At 70.1% G+C, this 20,944-nt stretch carries 21 protein-coding genes; 8 read left to right on the top strand and 13 right to left on the bottom strand.

All coding sequences use genetic code 11. The annotated features are described in order from the left end of the window. Positions 1-162 precede the first annotated feature (162 nt). The 8 genes from C4F17_RS13845 (at position 163) to C4F17_RS13815 (ending at position 7,815) form a co-directional block, all read left to right on the top strand. Positions 163-1,878 carry a putative 2-aminoethylphosphonate ABC transporter permease subunit gene (locus C4F17_RS13845; RefSeq protein ID WP_106935611.1) on the top strand — a complete coding sequence of 572 codons (1,716 nt, stop codon included), beginning with the start codon at positions 163-165 and terminating at the stop codon, positions 1,876-1,878. After that, a complete protein-coding gene (locus C4F17_RS13840; RefSeq protein ID WP_106935610.1) occupies positions 1,878-3,017 on the top strand; it encodes a TIGR03364 family FAD-dependent oxidoreductase in 1,140 nt (379 codons plus the stop codon). The genes C4F17_RS13845 and C4F17_RS13840 overlap by 1 nt, the downstream gene beginning before the upstream one ends. A 49-nt stretch (positions 3,018-3,066) precedes the next feature. After that, a complete protein-coding gene (gene phnX / locus C4F17_RS13835; protein ID WP_106935609.1) occupies positions 3,067-3,891 on the top strand; it encodes a phosphonoacetaldehyde hydrolase in 825 nt (274 codons plus the stop codon). Between the two features lie 73 nt (positions 3,892-3,964). Further along, positions 3,965-4,099, top strand: a complete 135-nt coding sequence (locus C4F17_RS33635) for a hypothetical protein (protein WP_267898692.1) — start codon at positions 3,965-3,967, stop codon at positions 4,097-4,099. A gap of 142 nt (positions 4,100-4,241) precedes the next feature. Beyond that, on the top strand, positions 4,242-5,513 hold the full coding sequence (locus C4F17_RS13830) for an MFS transporter (protein WP_106935608.1): 1,272 nt from the start codon (positions 4,242-4,244) through the stop codon (positions 5,511-5,513). 96 nt (positions 5,514-5,609) lie between these two features. Further along, on the top strand, positions 5,610-5,798 hold the full coding sequence (locus tag C4F17_RS13825) for a DUF2970 domain-containing protein (protein ID WP_106935607.1): 189 nt from the start codon (positions 5,610-5,612) through the stop codon (positions 5,796-5,798). Continuing rightward, on the top strand, positions 5,795-6,511 hold the full coding sequence (locus tag C4F17_RS13820) for a c-type cytochrome (protein WP_081268528.1): 717 nt from the start codon (positions 5,795-5,797) through the stop codon (positions 6,509-6,511). Before C4F17_RS13825 ends, C4F17_RS13820 begins: the two co-directional genes overlap by 4 nt. Before the next feature lie 23 nt (positions 6,512-6,534). Next, on the top strand, positions 6,535-7,815 hold the full coding sequence (locus C4F17_RS13815; protein ID WP_234382908.1) for a c-type cytochrome: 1,281 nt from the start codon (positions 6,535-6,537) through the stop codon (positions 7,813-7,815). Between the two features lie 12 nt (positions 7,816-7,827). Here the strand turns inward: C4F17_RS13815 and C4F17_RS13810 are convergent, their stop codons facing one another. The 13 genes from C4F17_RS13810 to gspG form a co-directional block, all read right to left on the bottom strand. Further along, a complete protein-coding gene (locus C4F17_RS13810; protein WP_106935606.1) occupies positions 7,828-9,219 on the bottom strand; it encodes an 8-oxoguanine deaminase in 1,392 nt (463 codons plus the stop codon). A gap of 56 nt (positions 9,220-9,275) precedes the next feature. Beyond that, on the bottom strand, positions 9,276-10,175 hold the full coding sequence (locus tag C4F17_RS13805; protein WP_081268526.1) for a 5'-nucleotidase: 900 nt from the start codon (positions 10,173-10,175) through the stop codon (positions 9,276-9,278). A 25-nt stretch (positions 10,176-10,200) separates the two neighbouring features. After that, entirely contained in the window at positions 10,201-11,439 is a 1,239-nt protein-coding gene (gspF, locus tag C4F17_RS13800) for a type II secretion system inner membrane protein GspF (protein WP_081268525.1), read from the bottom strand. Between the two features lie 19 nt (positions 11,440-11,458). Then, a complete protein-coding gene (locus C4F17_RS13795) occupies positions 11,459-12,850 on the bottom strand; it encodes a GspE/PulE family protein (protein WP_081268524.1) in 1,392 nt (463 codons plus the stop codon). Positions 12,851-12,908: 58 nt separating this feature from the next. Beyond that, a complete protein-coding gene (gene gspD, locus C4F17_RS13790; RefSeq protein ID WP_106935605.1) occupies positions 12,909-15,212 on the bottom strand; it encodes a type II secretion system secretin GspD in 2,304 nt (767 codons plus the stop codon). A gap of 5 nt (positions 15,213-15,217) precedes the next feature. Next, positions 15,218-16,018 (bottom strand): type II secretion system protein N, encoded by an 801-nt coding sequence (gspN, locus tag C4F17_RS13785; protein ID WP_106935604.1) that lies wholly within the window; start codon positions 16,016-16,018, stop codon positions 15,218-15,220. 10 nt (positions 16,019-16,028) lie between these two features. After that, positions 16,029-16,583, bottom strand: coding sequence for a type II secretion system protein GspM (gene gspM / locus C4F17_RS13780; protein ID WP_106935603.1), 555 nt, complete (start codon positions 16,581-16,583; stop codon positions 16,029-16,031). Then, a complete protein-coding gene (gspL, locus tag C4F17_RS13775) occupies positions 16,580-17,791 on the bottom strand; it encodes a type II secretion system protein GspL (RefSeq protein WP_106935602.1) in 1,212 nt (403 codons plus the stop codon). The genes gspM and gspL overlap by 4 nt, the downstream gene beginning before the upstream one ends. Before the next feature lie 126 nt (positions 17,792-17,917). Further along, positions 17,918-18,889 carry a type II secretion system minor pseudopilin GspK gene (gene gspK, locus C4F17_RS13770; protein WP_106935601.1) on the bottom strand — a complete coding sequence of 324 codons (972 nt, stop codon included), beginning with the start codon at positions 18,887-18,889 and terminating at the stop codon, positions 17,918-17,920. Continuing rightward, a complete protein-coding gene (locus C4F17_RS13765; protein WP_106935600.1) occupies positions 18,886-19,584 on the bottom strand; it encodes a PulJ/GspJ family protein in 699 nt (232 codons plus the stop codon). Before C4F17_RS13765 ends, gspK begins: the two co-directional genes overlap by 4 nt. After that, complete coding sequence (gspI, locus tag C4F17_RS13760; RefSeq protein WP_081268517.1) at positions 19,584-19,979, bottom strand: type II secretion system minor pseudopilin GspI; 396 nt, start codon at positions 19,977-19,979, stop codon at positions 19,584-19,586. Before gspI ends, C4F17_RS13765 begins: the two co-directional genes overlap by 1 nt. Next, a complete protein-coding gene (locus C4F17_RS13755) occupies positions 19,976-20,482 on the bottom strand; it encodes a GspH/FimT family pseudopilin (RefSeq protein ID WP_081268516.1) in 507 nt (168 codons plus the stop codon). The genes gspI and C4F17_RS13755 overlap by 4 nt, the downstream gene beginning before the upstream one ends. Next, positions 20,457-20,897, bottom strand: coding sequence for a type II secretion system major pseudopilin GspG (gene gspG / locus C4F17_RS13750; RefSeq protein ID WP_081268515.1), 441 nt, complete (start codon positions 20,895-20,897; stop codon positions 20,457-20,459). The genes C4F17_RS13755 and gspG overlap by 26 nt, the downstream gene beginning before the upstream one ends. Between the last annotated feature and the right edge of the window lie 47 nt (positions 20,898-20,944).

The raw sequence follows: 20,944 nt of genomic DNA, 5'->3' as shown, positions 1-20,944 counted from the left end.
GTCGTTGATCGGCCGAGCACCAGCGGCGTGCCCCGTGCGCAGGGCGTCGGGTGCTCCCCGCAGCGAAATAAAGGAGGAGGGGCGCAGCCCCGGGGGACATTCGCGTAGGGGAGTACCCGGCGGCCTGTGCGCGCGCCCCGAACAACAGCGTCGCGACCCGACATGAACAGTTCCCCAGACACCATCGCCATGGTGCCCCCCATGGCAAAGCACGCAAGCGCGTTCGATCGCGAACGCTGGATCACCGGCGCGGCCGTTCTGCTGGTCGTGCTGCTGCTGGTCGTGATCGTCGCGCTGCCGGTCGGCGCGCTGGTCGGCCAGAGCTTCTTCGACCGCGCGGGGGCCTTCGTCGGCCTGGCCAACTTCGCGCGCTATCTCGACAACCCGGCGCTGGTGCAATCGGCGTTCAACAGCCTGGGGCTCGCGGCCCTGAGCGCGGTGATCTGCACCGCCATCGCCTACGTCTACGCCTACGGCCTCACGCTGTCGTGCATGCCGGCCAAGGGCCTGCTGCGGGCGGTGGCGCTGGTGCCGCTGCTGGCGCCGTCGCTGCTGCCGGCCATCAGCCTGGTCTACCTGTTCGGCAACCAGGGCCTGTTCAAGGGGCTGATGGGCGACGTGTCGATCTACGGGCCGCTGGGCATCGTGCTGGGCTCGGTGTTCTGGACGCTGCCGCATGCGCTGCTGATCCTCACCACGGCCATGGCCACCTCCGACGGACGGCTCTACGAGGCCGCGCAGACGCTGGGCGCCTCGCGCTGGCGCATCTTCCGCACGGTGACGCTGCCGTCCTCGCGCTATGGCCTCATCGTGGCCGCAATGGTGGTGTTCGTGCTGGTCATCACCGACTTCGGCGTGCCGAAGGTGGTGGGCGGCCAGACCGGCGTGCTCGCGACCGACATCTACAAGCAGGTGGTCGGGCAGCAGAACTTCCAGATGGGCGCGGTGGTGGGCCTGGTGCTGCTGATTCCGGCGGTGCTGTCTTTCCTGGTGGAGCGGCATGTGCGCGGCAAGCAGGCGGCGGCGCTGTCGGCGCGTGCCACGCCCTACCAGCCCGAGCCGGTGAAGGTGCGCGACCGCGCGCTGCTGGCCTTCTGCGTGCTCACGGCCTGCGGCATCCTGGTGATGATCGGCATGGCGGTGTTCGCGTCGCTGGCCACCTACTGGCCCTACAACCTGGCGCCTTCGTTCAAGAACTACGACTTCAGCAACATGGACGGCGGCGGCTGGGGCAGCTACTTCAATTCGCTGCGGCTGGCCGTGTGCGCCGCCGTCGCGGGCGCGTTCATCACCTTCGTCTCGGCCTACCTGGTCGAAAAGCCGCGCCACTTCGGGCTGCTGCGCGAACTGCTCAACCTGCTGGCCAACCTGCCGCTGGCGGTGCCCGGGCTGGTGCTGGGCGTGGGCTACATCTTCTTCTTCATCTCGCCGTCGAACCCGCTGCGCGCCATCTACGGCAGCATGACCATCCTGGTGGTGTGCACCGTGGCGCACTTCTTCTCGGTGGCGCACCTCACGTCGCTCACTGCGCTGCGCCAGCTCGACCGCGAGTACGAGCTGGTGTCCGAGTCGATGGGCGTGCCGTTCTGGCGCACGCTGTGGCGCGTGCACCTGCCGGTGGCGCTGCCCACCGTGCTCAACGTGGGCGGCTATTTCTTCGTCAACGCGATGACGACCGTGTCGGCCGTCGTGTTCCTCTATTCGCCGCAGACCTCGCTGGCCGCCATTGCCGTGCTCAACATGGACGATGCCGGCGACGTCGCGCCCGCCGCGGCCATGGCCTCGCTGATCATGCTCACGGCCGCCGTCGGCCGCGGAGTGTTCGCGCTGGCGGGGCACTGGGCGCTCAAGCGCACCCAGAACTGGAGACACCGGTAATGCCCGGTACCCAAGCCCATCATCCCGATCATTTCGACCTCGTCGTGGTCGGCGCCGGCATCGTCGGCCTGGCCCATGCCTACACCGCGGTGCAGCGCGGCCTCAAGGTCTGCGTGGTGGAGCGCGACGCGGCCTGCATCGGCGCCTCGATCCGCAACTTCGGCTTCATCACCATCACCGGGCAGGCGCCCGGCGACACCTGGCGCCGCGCCATGCACGCACGCGACGTGTGGCAGCGCATCGCGCTCTGTGCGGGCATCGACATCGTGCACCGCAACCTCTGGCTCGCGGCCTGCCGGCCCGAGGCGCACGACGTACTCGAAGCCTTCATGCGCACGCCGATGGGCGAAGCCTGCGAGCTGCTCGACGCCGCCGATGCGCAAGCCAAGGCGCCGGCGCTGAACCTGTCGGACGCATGCTCGGTGCTGTTCAGCCCGCATGAGTTGCGTGTCGAGTCGCGCACCGCCATCGGCCTGCTCACAAGGTGGCTGGCCGAGGCGCACGGCGTGACGTTCCGCTTCGGCGAAGCGGTGCTCGAGGTGCAGGCGCCGCGCGTGCGCACCTCGCGCGGCACGCTGCATGCCGAGCGCGTGGCTGTCTGCACCAACACCGATCTTCACGGCCTCTTTGCCGATCGCATGGCCGCGCACGAACTCACGCTGTGCCGCCTGCAGATGCTGCGCGTGAAGCCCGAAGCGGGCTTCCAGCTGCCGGGCTCGGTGATGACGGACCTGAGCCTGGTGCGCTACGAGGGCTACAGCACGCTGCCCGAAGCCGCCGCGCTGCGTGCCCGCCTGCAGCAGGAGGAGGCCGCTTCGCTGGAACACGGCATCCACCTGATCGTGGTGCAGAGCGCCGACGGCTCGCTGGTGGTGGGCGATTCGCATCACTATGGCGACGCCCCGGAGCCCTTCGCCATGGAAGAGGTCGACCAGCTCATCCTGCGCCATCTGCGCAGCACGCTCAACCTCGAGACCGCGCGGGTCACCGAGCGCTGGACCGGCGTGTACCCCTCGTCGAAGACCACGCCCTGCGTGATCGACGCGCCCGACGACGCCACGCGCGTGGTGATCGTCACCAGCGGCAGCGGTGCCAGCACCGGCTTCGGCATTGCGCACGACGTCTTCGAGCAATGGTGAGGCGCCCGCCGCGCTTGCCCCCGTTCCCATTCTTCCTGTCCTTGCAGCCATGAACGCCCACAACCATTCCCAGCTCCAGGCCGTCGTCTTCGATTGGGCCGGCACCATCCTCGACTTCGGCTCCTGTGCGCCCATGGGCGCCTTCGTGAAGCTGTTCGAGCAGTTCGGCGTGGACATCACCATCGCCGAGGCGCGCGGCCCGATGGGCGTGGCCAAGTGGGACCACATCAAGGCGCTCGGCACGCTGCCGCGCATCGCCGCCCAGTGGGAAGCCAGGCAGGGCCACGCTTTCAGCGATGCCGACGTCGACAGGCTCTACGAAATCTTCACGCCGATGAGCGCAGCCAGCGCGCGCGACCACGCCACCTTCATTCCGGGCGCGGTCGAAGCGGTGAACGTGGCACGCCAGCGCGGCCTGAAGATCGGATCCACCACCGGCTACAACCGCCCGATCATGGAAGTCGTCGTGCCCATCGCCGCGGCCGGCGGCTATGCGCCCGACAACCTGGTGTGCGGCGGCGACCTCGCCGAAGGCCGCCCGTCGCCGCTCATGATGTACCGCTGCTTCGCCGACCTCGGCGTGTGGCCGCCGCACACGGTGGTGAAGGTGGACGACACCGGCGTCGGCCTGCAGGAAGGGCTGAACGCGGGCACCTGGGCCGTGGGCGTGGCCATCAGCGGCAACGCCAACGGTCTCACGCTGGCCGAGTGGCAGGCGCTCGACGAAGCGCAGCAGCAGGAGCGCCGCACGCGCGCCACCGCCGAACTCGAGGCTGCCGGTGCGCACTACGTGATCGACAGCGTGGCCGACCTGCCGAAGGTGCTCGAGGACATCGAGCAGCGGCTGCAGCGCGGCGAGCGCCCCACGGCCTGATCGAAGCCGCGCGGCCCCGGCACGCGGCGGCGTCCGACTTGACGCGCCGCGGGGCAGGCATAGCATGGCCTGCATGCGAAGCACATCCTTTGTTCTTCTGTTCTGTCTGGGCCTGCTCGTGGGCGCCTGCGACGACAAGCCGAAGCCCGGTGTGCCGGTGCCGAAGGCTTCCGTGAGTGTCGCGGTGCCGGTGCTGGCCGAAGGCTGACCCCCGCAGGCAGGCGGTTGCGGCGCCTTCGGCGCGGCCGCCGCGCGCTTCAGCCATTGCCGTGCAGCACCAACGCCTGCGGCTGTCTTCCGCGAGAATGCCACGCGACATGCGCTGGCCCTTCCCGGCGCGGAGAAGAACAATGACGACGACCCGAGAGACAACCGCCCACCAGGCGGATTCACGCTACGCCATGCTGCGCCTGGGACTCACGCTGCTGATCATGACGGTCGGCAGCAGCGGCATGTACGTGGTGTCGGTCATGCTGCCCGCGGTGCAGGCCGAATTCGGCATCGCCCGCGCCGATGCTTCGCTTCCCTACACATTGCTGATGCTGGGCTTCGGCCTCGGTGGCGTCCTGATGGGCAAGCTGGCCGACCGCGTCGGCGTGATGTGGCCGCTGCTGTTCGGCTCGGTGTTCCTGGGCGCGGGGTACATCACGACCGGCATGTCGGGCGGCATCGTCTCGTTCACCGTCGCGCAGGCACTGCTGGTGGGGCTGCTCGGCAGTTCGGTGGCCTTTGCGCCGCTGGTGGCAGACACCTCGCTGTGGTTCGTCAAGCGGCGCGGCATCGCGGTCGCGGTGTGCGCGAGCGGCAACTACCTGGCGGGCGCGGTGTGGCCGCCGATCGCGCAGCATTTCGTCGAGCTGGTGGGCTGGCGCCAGACCTACATCGGCATGGGCGTCTTCTGCGGCATCACGATGGCGCTGCTGGCCCTTTGCTTCCGTGCGCGGCCGCCGGCGCTTGCGCAGGCGCCTGCCGAGGTCAGTGCATCGAGAACGGCACTCCCGCGAGACCCGGCACGGCCCTTCGGCCTGAGCATGGGCACGGCGCAGGGCCTGCTGTGCGTGGCCGGCGTGGCCTGCTGCGTGGCGATGGCGATGCCACAGGTGCACATCGTGGCCTACTGCGGCGACCTCGGCTATGGCCCCGCGCAGGGCGCGATGATGCTGTCGCTGATGCTGGGCTTCGGCATCGTGAGCCGGCTGGTGTGGGGCGCCATCTGCGACCGCATCGGCGGGCTGCGCACGCTGCTGCTGGGCGGGTTGCTGCAGTGCGTGGCGCTGCTGCTGTTCCTGCCTTTCGACGGGCTGGTGCCGCTCTATGTGATCTCCGCGCTGTTCGGGCTGTTCCAGGGCGGCATCGTGCCTTCGTACGCGATCATCGTGCGCGAGCACTTTCCGCCGGCGGAAGCGGGTGCCCGCGTGGGCACGGTGCTGATGTTCACGCTGTTCGGCATGGCGCTGGGCGGCTGGATGTCGGGCAAGGTGTTCGACCTCACGGGCAGCTACCACGCGGCCTTCCTGAACGGCATCGGCTGGAACCTGGTGAACGTGAGCATCGCGTCGTTCCTGCTGTTCAGGACGCTTCGGCGATCAGGCGGCCGAGTGTTTGCATTGCCCGCTCGCTGAGCGCATGCCGTTGCGGGGCAGCACTTCATCTGCACCGGTCAATTGAGGCGAATCTGCATCTGTTCTTTTTTGCCCGACGGGGCCACACTAGTCCTCATGTCGAATCTGTTGGGCGCGGTGCGCGCCGTTCTCTGGAGTTTCATCGGGCTGGGCGGCCGCCGTGCCGATGCCGACAAGCGGACCGCGCAGGTCGGCATCCTGCCGCTCATCGGCGTGGCGCTGGTCCTGGTGCTGCTGTTGATCGCCGGGCTGCTGGCCCTGGCGCACTTCGCAGCCGGCGCATGAAGGCCGGCCTCCGATTCGCCGCGACCGCGCTGCTGCTCGTGGTGTCCGGCCTGGCCGGGACTGCAGGTGCCGCGACGCCCGCCGCCGTGCCCGACACCATCGAGCAGCGCGTGGCCGCATGCATCGCCTGCCACGGCCGCGAAGGCGCGACCACCAATGCCGGCTACTTTCCGCGCCTGGCGGGCAAGCCGGCCGGCTACCTCTTCAACCAGCTCGTGAGCTTCCGCGACGGGCGGCGCTCCAACAGCGACATGGCGTACATGGTGCAGCACATGTCCGACGCCTACCTGCGCGAGATTGCCGAATACTTTGCCGGGCTCGATTTGCCCTATCCGCCGATCTCGCCAGTCAGCGACGCCAAGCCCGAAGTGCTGGAGCGCGGCCGCGTGCTCGCGCTGCAAGGCGACGCCGAGCGCCGGCTCCCGGCCTGCGTGCAGTGCCACGGCGCGGCCCTGACCGGCGTGCAGCCCGCCACCCCGGGCCTGCTGGGGCTGCCGCGGCTCTATGTGGCATCGCAGCTCGGCGCCTGGCTCACGAACGAGCGGCATGCCATCGCGCCCGACTGCATGGCCGAAGTCGGCCGCCGCATGTGGACCTCGGACGTCAATGCGGTGGCGAGCTGGCTGGCGACGCAGCCGATGCCGGCCAACACCAAGGCTGTTGCGTCGCTGCCGGCGCCGATGCCGATCGCCTGCGGCGGTACCGCGAAGTGACGAAAGAAGCACCCAGGAGCCTGCTGCGGCGCACCGTGTGGGTGGTGCTGGCGCTGATCGTGCTGCTGGCGCTGGTCTCCGGCGTCCTGGTGGCGATGAACCTGCGCGGCGAGGACGCGCTGCCCGCGCAGGCCGAGAGCTTCAACGCCACGCCGCAGCTGGTCGAGCGCGGCCGCTACCTCGCATTGGCCGGCAATTGCGCGGGCTGCCACACCACGCGCGGCGGCCGGCCCTATGCGGGCGGCCTGCCCATCGAGACGCCTTTCGGCACCATCTATTCGAGCAACCTGACGCCCGATGCGCAGACCGGCATCGGCGGCTGGAGCAGTGCGCATTTCTGGCGCGCGATGCACAACGGGCGCAGCAAGGACGGGCGCCTGCTGTACCCGGCATTTCCGTATCCGAACTTCACCAAGGTGACGCGCGAGGATTCGGACGCCATCTACGCCTACCTGCGCAGCCTGGCGCCGGCGTCGGAGCAGAACCGCGAGCACCGGCTGCGCTTTCCGTACGACACGCAGGCCGCGCTGGTCGTGTGGCGTGCGCTCTCTTTCAAGCCCGAGCCCTTCGTCGCCAATGCGGGCAAGCCGGCCGAGTGGAACCGCGGCGCCTACCTGGTCGACGGGCTGGGCCATTGCATCGCCTGCCACGGCAGCCGCAATTCGCTGGGCGCCACCGAAACCAAGCGTGGCCTGTCGGGCGGGCTGATCGCGGTGGAAAACTGGTACGCCCCGTCGCTCACCGATCCGCACGAAGCCGGCGTGGCCGACTGGCCGAGCGCCGACGTCGTCGCGCTGCTCAAGACCGGTGTCGCGCCGCGCGGCTCGGTCATGGGCCCGATGGCCGACGTGGTGTTCCGCAGCACGCAATACCTGAGCGATGCGGACCTGGGCGCAATGGCCAGTTACCTGAAAGACCTGCCCGACACGGCCGCCACGCCGGCCGCGTCCGCAGGCCCCAGGGCGCCCATCCGCCATGATGCCGGCACGATGGCGCGCGGCGCGAAGATCTACGACCAGCGTTGCGCCTACTGCCACGGCGACCAGGGCCAGGGTGCCATCGGCGCCTACCCGCCGCTTGCGGGCAACCGCGCCGTGAACATGGCGCGGCCGACCAACCTGATGCAGGTCATTGCGCACGGCGGCTTCCTGCCCACCACGGCGGGCAACCCGCGCCCCTACGGCATGCCGCCGTTCGGCCAGACGCTCGATGCCGCCGAAGTGGCGGCGGTGCTCACCTACATCCGTGGTTCATGGGGCAACGACAGCGCCCCCGTCACGCAGCTCGACACGATGCGGCGCTGAGCGCCGCACGGCTCAGGCGGTGTGCGGGTGACGCGCGGCTTCGTACAGCGTGCGTGCGAGGTCGCGGTGCCTTGCCAGCAGCGGTGCCAGTTCGATCCCGGTGAATTCGCCGCCGCGGACGCGGACCATGCCGCCGATCACGCTCAGCGACACCGATGCCGGCGTGCAGAACACCAGCGCCGCCACCGGGTCGTGTCCGGCACCCGCATGCGCGACGCCGCGCATGTCGAAGGCCACGATGTCCGCCGACATGCCGGGCGCGATCGCACCGATGTCGTCGCGCCCCAGCACACGCGCGCCGCCCAGCGTGGCGATCTCGAGCGCCTCGCGCGCCGTCATCGCCGCCGGGCCGTAACCCACGCGCTGCAGCAGCATGGCCTGGCGCGCCTCGCCCAGCATGTGCGCGCCGTCGTTCGACGCGCTGCCGTCCACGCCCAGGCCCACGGGCACGCCCGCGCGCCGCATGGCGCCGATGGGCGCGATGCCAGAGGCCAGCCGCATATTGGAGCAGGGGCAGTGCGCCACGCCGGTGCCGGTGCGGCCGAACAGCGCGATGCCTGCCTCGTCCAGCTTCACGCAGTGCGCATGCCACACGTCTCGGCCGACCCAGCCCAGGTCTTCGGCGTACTCGGCCGGTGTCATGCCGAACTTCTCGCGCGAGTAGGCGACGTCGTTGTCGTTCTCGGCCAGATGCGTGTGCAGCGACACGCCGCGCTCGCGTGCCAGCTCCGCCGACAGGCGCATCAGGTCGCGCGACACCGAGAACGGCGAGCAGGGCGCCAGCACGATGCGGCGCATCGAATGGCGCGAGGCGTCGTGCCAGCGGCCGATGAGGCGTTCGCTGTCGCGCAGGATGGCTTCCTCGGTCTCGACCACCTCGTCGGGCGGAAGGCCGCCGGCGCTGCGGCCCACGCTCATGCTGCCGCGCGCCGCGTGGAAGCGCATGCCCATGGCGTCGGCCGCCTCGATCGAATCGTCGAGCCGCGAGCCGTTGGGGAACAGGTAGAGATGGTCGCTGGTGGTGGTGCAGCCAGAGAGCATCAGCTCGGCCATCGCGGTCTGCGTCGACACGCGGATCATCTCGGGCGTGATGCGCGCCCACAGCAGGTACAGGTTGGTGAGCCAGCCGAACAGCTCGGCGTCCTGCGCCTCGGGCACGGCGCGCGTGAGGCTCTGGTACATGTGATGGTGCGTGTTGACCAGGCCCGGCATCACCACGTGGCCGCGCATGTCGATGGCCTCGGCGCGGCCGTCGCGCAGGGCCTCGTGATACGCGATGGGCAAGTCGGCGGTGGGACCCGTCCAGGCTATGGCGGGGCCGTCGCACACCACGGCGCCGTCGGCGATTTCGCGCCGCTCGGTGTCCATGGTGACCAGGATGTCGGCGTGTCGGAGGATCAGCATGCCGGCATTCTTGCCCCGGTCAGCAGCGGGGGCAAGCACGAGGCCGGGCGCTCGGTTCAGGGCTCGTTGCTGATGCCGCTGCTCACGTGCCCGGCAGGCACATGTCGCGAGGCCGCGTCGACGTGCCCCGTCTGGTCGTCGAAGAAGAAGTCGGGCTCGAACTCGCGCAGGAACTCGCCCTTGGGCAGGCCGCCGAGGAACATGGCCTCGTCGACGCGGATGTTCCACTTCATCAGCGTGCGGATGGCGCGCTCGTGCGCCGGGGCGCTGCGTGCGGTGACCAGTGCGGTACGGATGCGCATCTGCGCATTGCCGGCCATCTGCAGCCGGTGCAGCGCCATCAGCAGCGGCTTGAACGGGCCTTCGGGCAGCGGCAGGTCGGCCTTGCTGAGTTCGTGTGCCTGGAAGGCGTCGAGGCCCTCGGCCTGGAACACGCGCTCGGCCTCGTCGGAGAACAGCACGGCGTCGCCGTCGAAGGCAATGCGCACTTCGTTCGGCCAGGCGTCGCTGGCTTTCACCGATTCGACCAGCACGCGCGCGGCCGGAAAGCCGGCATTGAGCGCCTCGCGCACGTCCTGCGCGTTGACCGACAGGAACAGGTGGGCGCGCAGCGGGCGCAGGTAGCCGAAGGGCGGGCGGCCCTGCGTGAACACGCCGCGCTGCAGCTTGATGTCGGCGGCCGCGCTCGACCTGAAGATGCGCATGCCCGACACCGGGTCGTTGCGCGAGAGGATCACCACCTCCACGCGCTGCACGCCGTCGTCGTTGAAGCGCAGCAGCTTGCGGATCAGCGAATACGCGATACCGGGCGCGGCCGGCACGTCGATGCGGTCGAGCTGCAGCTTCATGTAGCCCTCGTTGTCCCCCGACTCGAAGATCGTGTTTTCTTCTTCGAGGTTGAACAGGGCGCGCGAGGAGATCGCGACCACGAGCTTGTCTTCGAGGGTTACGGGCATGTTGCGTCCTGCCTGGCGGTGGCCGTCACTTGACGAACTGGTTCAGCTGGATGATCGGCAGCATCACCGCGAGCACGATCAGCATGACCACGCCGCCCATCGCCACGATCAGGAGCGGCTCGAGGATGGTGGCCAGGTGCATCGCGCGGCGCTGCACTTCGGCGCCGAGCTGGTTGGCCGCGCGCTGCAGCATCAGCGGCAGCGTGCCGGTCTGCTCGCCCAGGCGCGCGAACATCGACACGAGGCCCGGAAAGCGCTTTTTCTGCGCCAGCGCCGAGGCCAGCGGCGCGCCTTCGCGCACCAGCACCAGCGCGTCGAGCGCGTCGGCGCGCATCGCGCGGTTGCCCAGCGTTTCGGAAGCGGCTTGCAGCGCACGAAGAATGGGCACGCCGGCCGTGGCCAGCATGGCGAGCGTGCTCGCGAAGCGCGCCGCGTTGTAGCCGCGCGCGAGCTTGCCCACCAGCGGCAGCCTGAGCCAGGCCGCGTCGAACTTGAGGCGGAAGGCTTCCTGCGCCAGCGCCATCCGCATGCCGACGGCACCCAGCACGACGGCACCGAGCATCCACCAGCCGTAGTTGCGCACGCCCGCGCTCAGCGACAGCATCACCGTGGTGAGGAACGGCAGCGAGCGCTTGGTGCCCGCGAACACCTGCGCCACCTGCGGCACCACGTAGCTCACGAGGAAGATCACGATCACGATCGCCACCAGCGTGACGATGGCCGGGTACAGCGCCGCGCCGATCAGCTTCTGCTGCAGCGCCTGGCGCTCCTCGAGGTCGTCGGCCAACCGGTCGAGCACCAGGCCGAGGTTGCCGCTTTGCTCGCCGGCGCCGATCACCGCCGTGTAGATGGGCGAGAACTCGCGCGAGTGCGCCGACAGCGCCCGCGCGAACGGCGAGCCCGCGTTGACTTCCGCGCGCAGCGAGGCGACGAGGTTGCGTTGCGGCTCCGATTCGGCTTCATCGGTGAGCGCGGTGAGCGCGCGTTCCAGCGGCAGGCCGGACGACACGAGGCCCGCGAGCTGGCGCGTCCACACGGCGAGGCCGGTGGAGTTGAAGACCCGCTTGCCGCCGCCGAGCCAGCGCGACATGCCGCTGCGCTGGCCGGTGCCGTTGACGTGGTCGCTGCCGACCGGCTTGACCGACAGCGGAATGAGCGCCTGCGCCCGCAGCAGGCTGCGCGCGCTGCGGGCGGTGTCGGCTTCCAGCACGCCTTCGCGCGACTGGCCGCTGGCATCGATGGCTTCGAAGGAATAGGCGGGCATGGGGCGGCCGGGGCGCTGGTCAGTCGCGCGTGACGCGCAGCAGTTCGGCGCGCGATGTGATGCCGGCCTGCACCAGCCGCTCGCCGTCTTCGCGCATCAGGCGCAGTCCGCCGCGCGCGCCGGCCTGCAGCAGTTCGCTTTCGGCGGCCTTGCCGTGGATCAGCCCTTGCACGGTCTCGTCCGCCACCAGCAGCTCGAAGATGCCGGTGCGGCCCTGGTAGCCGGTCTGGCCGCAGACCTCGCAGCCGGCGCCGGCGCATGCCGTGCACACCTTGCGAACGAGGCGCTGCGCGAGCACGCCCAGCAGCGACGAACTCAGCAGGAAGGGCTCCACGCCCATGTCGGTCAGGCGCGTGACGGCGCTGACGGAATCATTCGTGTGCAGCGTGGCCAGCACCAGGTGGCCCGTGAGCGAAGCCTGGATGGCGATCTGCGCGGTCTCGAAGTCGCGGATTTCGCCGATCATGATCACGTCGGGGTCCTGCCGCAGGATGGCGCGCAGGGCCTTCGCGAAGGTGAGTTCGATCTTGGCGTTGATCTGCGTCTGGCCCACGCCCGGCAGCTCGTATTCGATGGGGTCTTCCACCGTCATGATGTTGCTGCGGCTCGCGTCCAGCCGGGCCAGCGCGGCGTACAGCGTGGTGGTCTTGCCCGAGCCCGTGGGCCCGGTCACCAGGATGATGCCGTGCGGCTGCGCGATGAGCTTCTCAAAGCGCTCCAGCGTGTCGCCCTGCATGCCCACCGACTCGAGCGTGAGCTTCGATTCGCTCTTGTCCAGCAGGCGCAGCACGGCGCGTTCGCCGTGGGCGCTGGGCAGCGTCGACACCCGCACGTCGACCGCGCGCGTGCCGATGCGCAAGCTGATGCGCCCGTCCTGCGGCAGCCGCTTCTCGGAGATGTCGAGGTCGGCCATGATCTTCAGGCGCGAGATCAGCGCGGCGTGCAGCGCGCGGTTGGGCTGCACCACCTCGCGCAGCGTGCCGTCGATGCGAAAGCGCACGGACGACGTGCGCTCGTAGGGCTCGATGTGGATGTCGCTGGCGCCGTCGCGCGCGGCCTGCGTGAGCAGCGCGTTCAGCATGCGGATGATGGGCGCGTCGCCGGCGCTGGCCAGCAGGTCTTCGACCGCGGGCAGCTCCTGCATCATGCGGGAGAGGTCGGCTTCGTTCTGCACCTCGCTCACCACCGCGGCCGCGCTCGACTCGCCCTGCGCATAGGCCGCGCTGATGCGCTGCGCCAGCGGGCCGTCGGCCAGCACCTCGAAGGTCCGCACGCCGTACTTGCGCGAGACCTCGCCGACCGCGCTGCGCGCCGGATGGCTCGACATCCACAGCGTGTAGCTGCCGTCGTCGGTCTCCTCGAGCAGGAGTTGCTGGCTGCGTGCGAACGCGTAGGGCAGGGGATAGCGCATGGGCGGGATCAGCGGGGCGTGTGCGTTCTTGGCTTGGCGACGGGGAATGGTAGAGGCATCAGGGCAGTTCGCGCGCCGTGGCGGGGTCGGCCGTGGGCGGCAGCGTGCCGCGCAGCGGGCTCGGAGCCAGCCGGCGGTTGTCCGCAGCCGGGCGCGGCGGCGGAATGAGCTGGGTGCCTTCGATGCGCGACTCGACGCGCCGGGGCGGCTCCGCCGCGCGCGCCGGCGGGGCAAGCTCGGGCAGCACGTTCGCGCCGTCGACGCCGCGCAGCATCACGTTGGAGGTGTCGGGCTGCGAGCGCTGCTGCATGCCGCGGATCTCGTCGTAGCGGTCGTAGGCGAAGGCCTCGGTGGAAACGGCATCGCGCATCACCGCCGGGCGCAGGAACATCATGAGGTTGAGCTTCTCGCGCGTGCGCGCCTGGCTCTTGAACAGGTTGCCGAGCACGGGAATGTCGCCGGCCACCGGCACCTTCTCGACCGTGTTGTTGTAGGTGTCCGACAGCAGGCCGCCGAGCATGACGAGGCCGCCGTCTTCCACCAGCACGCTCGATTCGATCGAGCGCTTGCTGGTGGTGGGGCCGTTCGGGTTGTTGACGGTGTTCGGGTCGACCGTGGAGGTCTCCTGGAAGATCGTCAGCTTCACCGTGCCGTTCTCGTTGATGGTCGGGCGCACGCGCAGCGTCAGGCCGACGTCCTTGCGCTCGACGGTGGTGAACGGGTTGACGCCCACGGAGCCCGAGGTGCTCGCGTACTGGCCGGTGACGAAGGGCACGTTCTGGCCGATCACGATCTTGGCCTCTTCGTTGTCCAGCGTCAGCAGGTTGGGCTTGGACAGCACGTTGGAGTCCTTGTCGCTGTCGAAGAAGCTGGCAATCGCGCCCAGGATGTACTGGCCGCCGATCTTGCCGGCAATGCCCAGGTTCAGCCCCGAGGTCAGGTTGAGGTTGGCCGGGTTCTTGGTGGCCAGCGCCTGCGTCAGCGTCAGCAGGTTGGCACCCGCCACCGACGAGTTGGTGCCGAGCACGGCGTTGTTGCCCAGCGCGCTCTGCCACTGCACGCCGAACTTCGCGGCGGCGGTGTCGCCCACTTCGACGATCAGCGCCTCGATCATGACCTGCGCGCGGCGGCCGTCGAGCCGGTCGATCACGGCGCGCATCTGGCGGTACTGCGGCTCGGGCGCGGTGATGATGAGCGAATTGGTCGACGGATCGGCCTGGATCTGGCCGCCGGTCGAGGGCTGGTTGGCGTTGTTGAGCGGTGCGCTGGCGGCGGGCGAGCTGCCGTTCTGGCCGCCGCCGCTGTTCAGGTTCACCTGCATGGCCTGCGGCGCGCTCTGCTGCGGCACCGAGCTGCCGCCCGTCGCGCCGGGCTGACCCGGGGTGCCGGACTGCTGGTTGGCGGCCATGGCCGCGCGCAGCGTGGCCGCGAGGCGCACCGCATCGGCGTTCTTCAGATAGACCACGTAGATGTTGCCGGCCGCGCCGTTGCTGCTTTCGGCGGCGGGCCGGTCGAGCTTCTCGACCAGCGTGCGCACCAGCTGCACGCGCGCCGGGTTGGCTGCGCGCAGGATCAGCGCATTGCTGCGCGGATCGGCCAGCAGCGTGGTGCGGAACGATGCATCGGCGGCACCCGGGGCGGCGGCCGCGCCCGGTGCGCCCGAGCCGCTGCCGTCGACCAGCCGCGTGAGCAGCGGCACCATGTCGGTGGCGACCGAGTGCTTGAGCTGGATGACCTCGACGTCGGACGCGTTGGGCACGTCGAGCGACGCGATGATGCGGGCCAGCCGGCGCATGTTGTCGGCGTAGTCGGTGATCACGAGCGAGTTGTTGCCCGGATTCACGTTGATGGTGTTGTTCGGCGGTATCAGCGGGCGCAGCACCGGCAGCAGGCTGTTCGGCGACTCGTAGTTGAGCCGGAAGATCTGCGTGACGATCTGGTTGCTGCCGCTGGACGAGACGGCGCCGATGGAGGTGTTGACGGCGCTGCTCTGAAGCTTGGCGTCGGCCTCGGGCACCACCTTGTAGAGGCCGTCGGCCTCCACCACCGCGAAGCCCTGCAGGCGCAGCGCCGAGGCGAACTGGTTGAACGCAGCCGCCGGCTGGATGGCGCGGTCGGTGACGAGGTTCATGGTGCCCTTGACGCGCGGATCGACCACCACGTCGCGGCCCGTGACCACGGCCATGGTGCGGGCCACGGCCTCGATGTCGGCATTGGCGAAGTTGAGCGTGATCGGCTCGCCGCGGCGCGGCGCGTCGCCCGCCTGCGCGAAGGCCGCGGGCGCGGCCTGCAGGAACGTGGCCGCGATCAGCACGCGCACGGCGAGCGCGACGGTGCCGGTCGAAAACAGTGGCTTCATCATGAGGATCAACCCAGGGTGATGATCGAACGCGCGTTGTCGCGCCGTCCGATGATGTTCAACAAATTGGAAAGTGCGTCTTCGCGGCCGGGCGCGGCATTGGCTTCGCCGTTGAAGCGGAAGGTGGTGCCGTTCCAGCTGCCGCTGCCGTTCAGTTCGAGGCTGCCTTCGCGCGTGCTGAGCAGCAGCGTGGGGCGGTTGCCGCCTTCGAGCGTGAGCCGGTAGCTGCCCATCGGACGCAAGGTCGACAGGCTGGAGGAAACGTCGGTGGCGTCGAGCGTGGCCTGGCCCGCGATGCGCAGCGCGGGGCCGTCCCATTGCATCGCGAAGGCCTTGGTGGTGAGGTCGAGCGCGCCGTCGAGCTTGAGCGTGTTCCAGGGCGCGCCCAGGCCGGTGAGCATGCTGGCGGGCCAGCGCGAGCGGCTGTCCTGCCATTCGAGCTGCACGCCGCCGGCGCGCGGGCTGGCGCGCAGCTGCAGCGGCTGGGCCGCGCAGCAGGGCAGGTCGAGGCTGGCGGAGATGCCGCCCCAGCCCGGACGCATGCGCCAGTGCAGCAGGCCGGGCAGCGACACCGCCTCGGCGCCGCCGGCACCGCTGGCGAACACCACGGCGGCCGTGCCGTTCCAGACGGTGCCGCGCGGGTTGGCCAGCACCAGCCGGCCCTGGCTCCAGTCCGACAGCGCCGCCGACAGCCAGCGCGCCGGCGCGAACATCAGCACCGTCAGCACCACGCCGATCGCGATGCCGAGCAGCGCCCAGCGCCAGCCGCGGCGCGGCGCGGGACCGGAGGAGGGAGGCCGGGTCACCATGCGGGATGGCTCATCGTGCTGCGGGCAGCGCCATGACGACGGTGCCGTCCCAGCGGACCTGCGGCGCGGACGAAGCGTCCTTGTTGCCGGCTGAGGGCGTGGGCGTGGGTGCGGAGGCGACGGGGGCGCGGGTCAGGTGCGCCTCGCGCGGCACTGCATGCGCGTTGCCGCGTGCCTGCGCGAGCCACTGGGCGACAGTGTTAGCGGGCACCGACCGCAGCGTGACGGTGGCGGCGCCGTCGCCGCCGGTCGTCATGAGCTGGGCGTTGCCGTTGCCCAGGCCTTCGCGCACGGATGTTTCGAGGGCGCGCATCGCGTCGTCGCGGTTCAGCCGCGGCTGCGACTGCAGCGCCTTCGCGCGGTTCTGCAGCGTTGCCATCTGCTGCAGCTGGGCGTCGAGCTGCGCGTGTTCGGCCGGCGCCGCGGCCAGCGTGCGCAGGGCGGGCGCCAGCGCGATCCACCAGAGCAGGGCCAGCGCCACGAGCGTGACGGCGACCGCGACCATGCGCCGCTCGCGCGTTTCAAGAGTGGCCCAGCGGGCCTTGAGCTGTTCGCTGAAGTTCATCGGGTGGCCTCGGCCTGGACCAGCAGCAGGTCGCCTTCGGTGCGAACGTTGTAGCCGCGCGGCGTGAGTGCGTTGGTGATCTGCGAGACCTCGGAGGGCTGCAGACCGAGCCCGCGCAGGCGCAGCTGGCCGGCGCTGTAGTCGACGGCGGTCGGGGTCTTGCCGGGCGGGAGGTTGGTGGCGAGGGCGCCGACCATGGGTTCGAAGTCGCTGCCGACCACGTCGCCCACGGCCTGCTGCAGCGCCGCCACTTCGCGCTGCATCTGCAGCGGGGCGTCGGCCACGATCTTCACCGAGGGGAAGGTCTGGGTCAGCATGGCCCTGGCGGCCTGGCGCTTGGCGTCGAGCGCGTTGCGCTCCTTCCAGGCCCAGGCGTTCAGGCCGATCAGCTGCGTCAGCAGCAGCACGACCACGCCCCAGCGCACGGCGCGCCATTCGGGGGCGTAGCGCAGCGTCTGCAGCACCGACGCGAACTTCTTGCCGGCGCGCGCGCGGCCGGTCGCGGCAAGGTCGAACTGCGCGAGTTCCCACGGCGTGCGCGCGGCCTGCAGCCAGCGCTGCGGCGTCTGCACGATCGGCACGCGGCGCTCCAGCAGGTGCTCGGCGGCCTCTGCCACGGCGGGCTCGGTGGTGATGACCGCGGTGTCCAGCGGAAGGCCGTCCGACAGGGCCATCCCCGCGCCGGCCAGCGGCAGCGAGACCACGCCGTCGGCGTCGCACACCGTGAGCTGCGGTGCTTCGGGCTCGCCTGTGATCTGCAGCAGCGGCGGGCCGTCGGCCGGCTGCGGTGCGAACTCCGGGACGATGCGCACCACGCGCCGCCCGGCCGCTTCGAGCCCTTGCACGATGCTGCGCAGCCAGATGCGGTTGCAGGCCGCGACCCACACGGGCACGCCGGCCTTGGCGTCGGGCTCGAGCGCGAAGTGCAGGGCTTCGGGTTCGTCGAGCAGGTGTTCTTCGAGCAGGCCGTCCAGCACGGCGCGCAGTTTCGAGGCGCTGCCGGTGCTGCCCTTGGGCAGGGTGACGCGGTGCCACGACAGCGCCGCGGAGGGAATGCCGAGCATGACTTCAGTGCTCGATGGCAGGAGCGCCAGCAGCGCGCGGCCTTGGTTGCGCAATGCAATGCCGTCGTCGCCTGCCTGGGCCCAGTCGTACTCGCTCGCGGCATCTGCCGGAGGGAGGGGGGCAATGAGCAGCAGGGGAGTCATGTCGATGTTGGAAAAGCCGGTGATTGTAGGTGGGCGTCTTACAGGCTGGCGCTCTGATTTCGATAGCGTAACTTGTTGACGTGACGGGCGTTGGAGGACCTTTTGTTAACAAAAATGCGCTCGAAATCAGGGTTTGACCGGAGAGTTCGTTGCGCCGGCGCCGCGCGTGCGCCAGACCGTCGTCACCGTGACACCGTTGCGTTGTAGGAGCGAGTGCTCCTCGACCCAGGTGCGGTCGAGCCTCAGCTTGCCGTAGACCTCGAAGAACTGCGTGCCCACGCCATGCTGCGCGGCATTGAATGGAGCGCCGCCGCTGGGCAGCGCGGCATTGGCGGCGGCCAGGTCCTTGAAGAAGGCGCGCGTGCGCCGCTCGACGAGCTGGCGCGCATTGGCGATGCTGAGCGACTCCATGCTCGCGCTGATGGCCTCGGCGCTGGCCGTGTTGATGTTCAGCGTGGTGCGCACCGGCAGGATCGTCACGTAGGGTTCCAGTGCCGCGGCGGTGGAAGGCGAGAGGCCGAGCCACACCAGTTGCGAGACTTCCTGCGGCATCAGCGGCGCGCCGCTGCCGTCGGCACCGCTGTCGCTGGCCAGCGCACCCGCGAGCCCCGCCGTCATGCGGTTGAGCTCCGACAGCGGCAGGCCCAGCAGGTTGAACAGGCGGGTGAAGGTGGCCACGCTGGCCGGCACCGGCTTGCCGCCGTCGACCAGCGACAGCACGTTGAGCTTGGACTGCGCATCGACGATGCGGCCCGAGAGGAACGCGTCGGGCAGGCCCTCGAGGTTGTCGCTGGCCACGTTCTTCTCGGCCGACAGGAAGCTGGTGAGCCGCGCTTCCTCGAGGGGCACGGCCCACGGCTCGCCCAGGTGGTCGGGGCCGCCGGCGCGCCCGTCCTCGGACAGGATCAGGCGCGACCAGTCGAGCGCGCCGATCAGCACCCATGCCGCCTGCACGCGCGCGCGCTCGGCGCCTTCGACCTCCGAAGCGCGCCACTGCTGCCACAGCGCGGCGGCCGCGAAGGTCGCGACCAGCATGACGGTCAGCATCGCCGCCAGCAGCGCGGCGCCCGACTGGTTGCGGCGGGTCGTCGTGCTCATGATCTGGGCGATCCCACGGTCGGGCGGACCCAGTCGCGCGTGAGCGTGCCCGAGAGGCCGTCGCCCGGCGGCAGGCTCAGCACGAGGCGCACGCCGTCGGGCATCGCGATGACGGGGCCCGCCGGGTTGTTGGGGTTGGGCGCGACACTGGCCAGCTGGCTGGCGGGCACCCAGCTGTTGTCGCGGAAATAGAAGAGTTGCCAGCTGTTGACGGGCACCAGCGCGGTGTCGGAAGCGCCGCCGGTCTGCGTGCCGCCGTCCTGCGACCACGCGGCCGCAAGGTTCCAGGCCTGCTGCCATTCGCCGCGCGTGGTGAAGGGCAGTGACTGCCAGCGCCGCCAGCGCGTGCCGTCGGGGCCGGCCCGCAGCGCCCAGGCCACCACCAGCACCGAAGGCGACGTGGTGTCGCCGCCGCGCCGGGTGAGCCGCAGCACGCGGCCGTCCCAGTCGATCGGACGGGTCTGCGCCAGCGTGGTCATGGCGTCGAGGTCGGCGCCCCACTGCGCGAGCGTGGCCTGCAGGGTCAGGACCGCGTCGGCGCGCTGCTTGTTCTGGGTGGTGGCGCGCGACATGCTGTCGAGCCCGCGCCAGCTCACGAGCGAAAGCAGCGCCATCACCGCGATGGCCACCAGCAGCTCGATCAGCGTGAAGCCGCGTGAAGTTGTGCCCGGACGGGCCTGGCGGGCGTCGTGCATCAGTAGCGCCCGACCACGGTGGAGATGCGCAGGATGGGCGCATTGGCCTCGTCGCGCACCTGCACGTCGACGCGGCGGAAATTCGGGTTGAGCGTGGGCGTGGTCGTCGTCGTCACGTTGAACGACAGGCCGGCCTGCGCGCAGATGGAGCCCGAGTCGCCCACGGCCGGCATCTGCCGTGCGAGGCGGGCCTTGGCGAGCTCGTTCTCGGCGCACAGGTCGGCCAGCACCAGGTCGGACTGGCGCTGCGCGTTGCGCGTGAGCGACATCGTGGCCTGCGAGCCGGCGGCCAATGCGATCGCGACGATGCCCAGCGCGATCAGCACTTCGATCAGCGTGAAGCCGCTGATGCGCGCCTTGCGCGAGGCGAATGTGGCGGGCCTGCTGCTGGTCATGGTGCGTCCGCAAAGACGGTGAACGGGCGCAGCCCGTCGGTGGCGATGCGCAGCGTGCGTGCGGGTGGGCCGGCGGAAAAGAGCGTCACCTGCTGCGCCGGAATGATCGGGTCGGGACCGAGCTGCAACACGGGCACCGGCGTGCCGTTGGCAAGCGCGGGCTGGGCCGTGATGCCTTCGGCGGCCCAGCCGCTGGGCAGTGCGTCGGGCGGCAGGCCGTCGAACACGAAGCTGCCTTCCACGGGGCGCCAGCGTACGGCGACACCGCTGGCCCTCGACTGCGCGCGGGCCGATTCGAGCAGGGCGGCGAGCCGGTCGGCTTCGCGGTCGAGCTTGGCGGCGTTGGTGTCGCGCATCGCAAAGCTCACGGCGGCGGTGGCGATCGCGATGATCGCGATCACGACGATCAGCTCCAGCAGTGTGAAGCCGGAGGATGAGCAGCGCGGAGGCTGGTTGCGGCGCCGCGCGCCAATGCCGCTACTGCCAGCTGCCGATGTCGGCATTCTTGCCTTCGCCGCCGCTCTGGCCGTCGGCGCCGAACGAAAGCACATCGACCTCGCCCTTGATGCCCGGGTTCATGTACTGGTAAGGGTGGCCCCACGGGTCGTTGGGCAGCTTCTCCACGTAGGGCTTCCAGTTGGGCGCGGCCGGGCCGGTGGTCGGGCGCGTGAGCAGCGCCTGCAGGCCTTGCTCGGCGGTGGGGTAGCGCTGGTTGTCCAGGCGGTAGAGCTTGAGCGCCTGCATGAGATTGTTGATGTCGGTGCGTGCGGCAGTCACGCGGGCGTCGTCGGCGCGCTCGATCACGTTCGGCACGATCAGTGCGGCCAGCACACCGATGATGACCAGCACCACCATCAGCTCGATCAGCGTGAAGCCGCGTTGGGCGGTGCGGGTGGCGGCACGAAGGAATTTGTTCATAGGTTGGACGACATGATTCGGAAAGCGCGCTGCATGATAATCCGCGG

Source organism: Variovorax sp. PMC12 (assembly GCF_003019815.1).
Taxonomy (GTDB): Bacteria; Pseudomonadota; Gammaproteobacteria; order Burkholderiales; family Burkholderiaceae_C; genus Variovorax.
This window is presented reverse-complemented; position numbering and strand designations above follow the sequence as displayed.

Bases quoted from the DNA above. Each gene is read 5' to 3' on its own strand.
- gspN (WP_106935604.1), bottom strand. From the start codon at position 16,018: ATGGTGACCCGGCCTCCCTCCTCCGGTCCCGCGCCGCGCCGCGGCTGG.
- C4F17_RS13820 (WP_081268528.1), top strand. From the start codon at position 5,795: ATGAAGGCCGGCCTCCGATTCGCCGCGACCGCGCTGCTGCTCGTGGTG.
- C4F17_RS13795 (WP_081268524.1), bottom strand. From the start codon at position 12,850: ATGCGCTATCCCCTGCCCTACGCGTTCGCACGCAGCCAGCAACTCCTG.
- phnX (WP_106935609.1), top strand. From the start codon at position 3,067: ATGAACGCCCACAACCATTCCCAGCTCCAGGCCGTCGTCTTCGATTGG.
- gspL (WP_106935602.1), bottom strand. From the start codon at position 17,791: ATGACTCCCCTGCTGCTCATTGCCCCCCTCCCTCCGGCAGATGCCGCG.
- gspI (WP_081268517.1), bottom strand. From the start codon at position 19,979: ATGACCAGCAGCAGGCCCGCCACATTCGCCTCGCGCAAGGCGCGCATC.
- C4F17_RS13840 (WP_106935610.1), top strand. From the start codon at position 1,878: ATGCCCGGTACCCAAGCCCATCATCCCGATCATTTCGACCTCGTCGTG.
- gspM (WP_106935603.1), bottom strand. From the start codon at position 16,583: ATGAACTTCAGCGAACAGCTCAAGGCCCGCTGGGCCACTCTTGAAACG.
- C4F17_RS13765 (WP_106935600.1), bottom strand. From the start codon at position 19,584: ATGCACGACGCCCGCCAGGCCCGTCCGGGCACAACTTCACGCGGCTTC.
- C4F17_RS33635 (WP_267898692.1), top strand. From the start codon at position 3,965: ATGCGAAGCACATCCTTTGTTCTTCTGTTCTGTCTGGGCCTGCTCGTG.
- C4F17_RS13825 (WP_106935607.1), top strand. From the start codon at position 5,610: ATGTCGAATCTGTTGGGCGCGGTGCGCGCCGTTCTCTGGAGTTTCATC.
- C4F17_RS13845 (WP_106935611.1), top strand. From the start codon at position 163: ATGAACAGTTCCCCAGACACCATCGCCATGGTGCCCCCCATGGCAAAG.
- gspF (WP_081268525.1), bottom strand. From the start codon at position 11,439: ATGCCCGCCTATTCCTTCGAAGCCATCGATGCCAGCGGCCAGTCGCGC.
- C4F17_RS13805 (WP_081268526.1), bottom strand. From the start codon at position 10,175: ATGCCCGTAACCCTCGAAGACAAGCTCGTGGTCGCGATCTCCTCGCGC.
- C4F17_RS13755 (WP_081268516.1), bottom strand. From the start codon at position 20,482: ATGCCGACATCGGCAGCTGGCAGTAGCGGCATTGGCGCGCGGCGCCGC.
- gspD (WP_106935605.1), bottom strand. From the start codon at position 15,212: ATGATGAAGCCACTGTTTTCGACCGGCACCGTCGCGCTCGCCGTGCGC.
- gspG (WP_081268515.1), bottom strand. From the start codon at position 20,897: ATGAACAAATTCCTTCGTGCCGCCACCCGCACCGCCCAACGCGGCTTC.
- C4F17_RS13810 (WP_106935606.1), bottom strand. From the start codon at position 9,219: ATGCTGATCCTCCGACACGCCGACATCCTGGTCACCATGGACACCGAG.
- C4F17_RS13830 (WP_106935608.1), top strand. From the start codon at position 4,242: ATGACGACGACCCGAGAGACAACCGCCCACCAGGCGGATTCACGCTAC.
- gspK (WP_106935601.1), bottom strand. From the start codon at position 18,889: ATGAGCACGACGACCCGCCGCAACCAGTCGGGCGCCGCGCTGCTGGCG.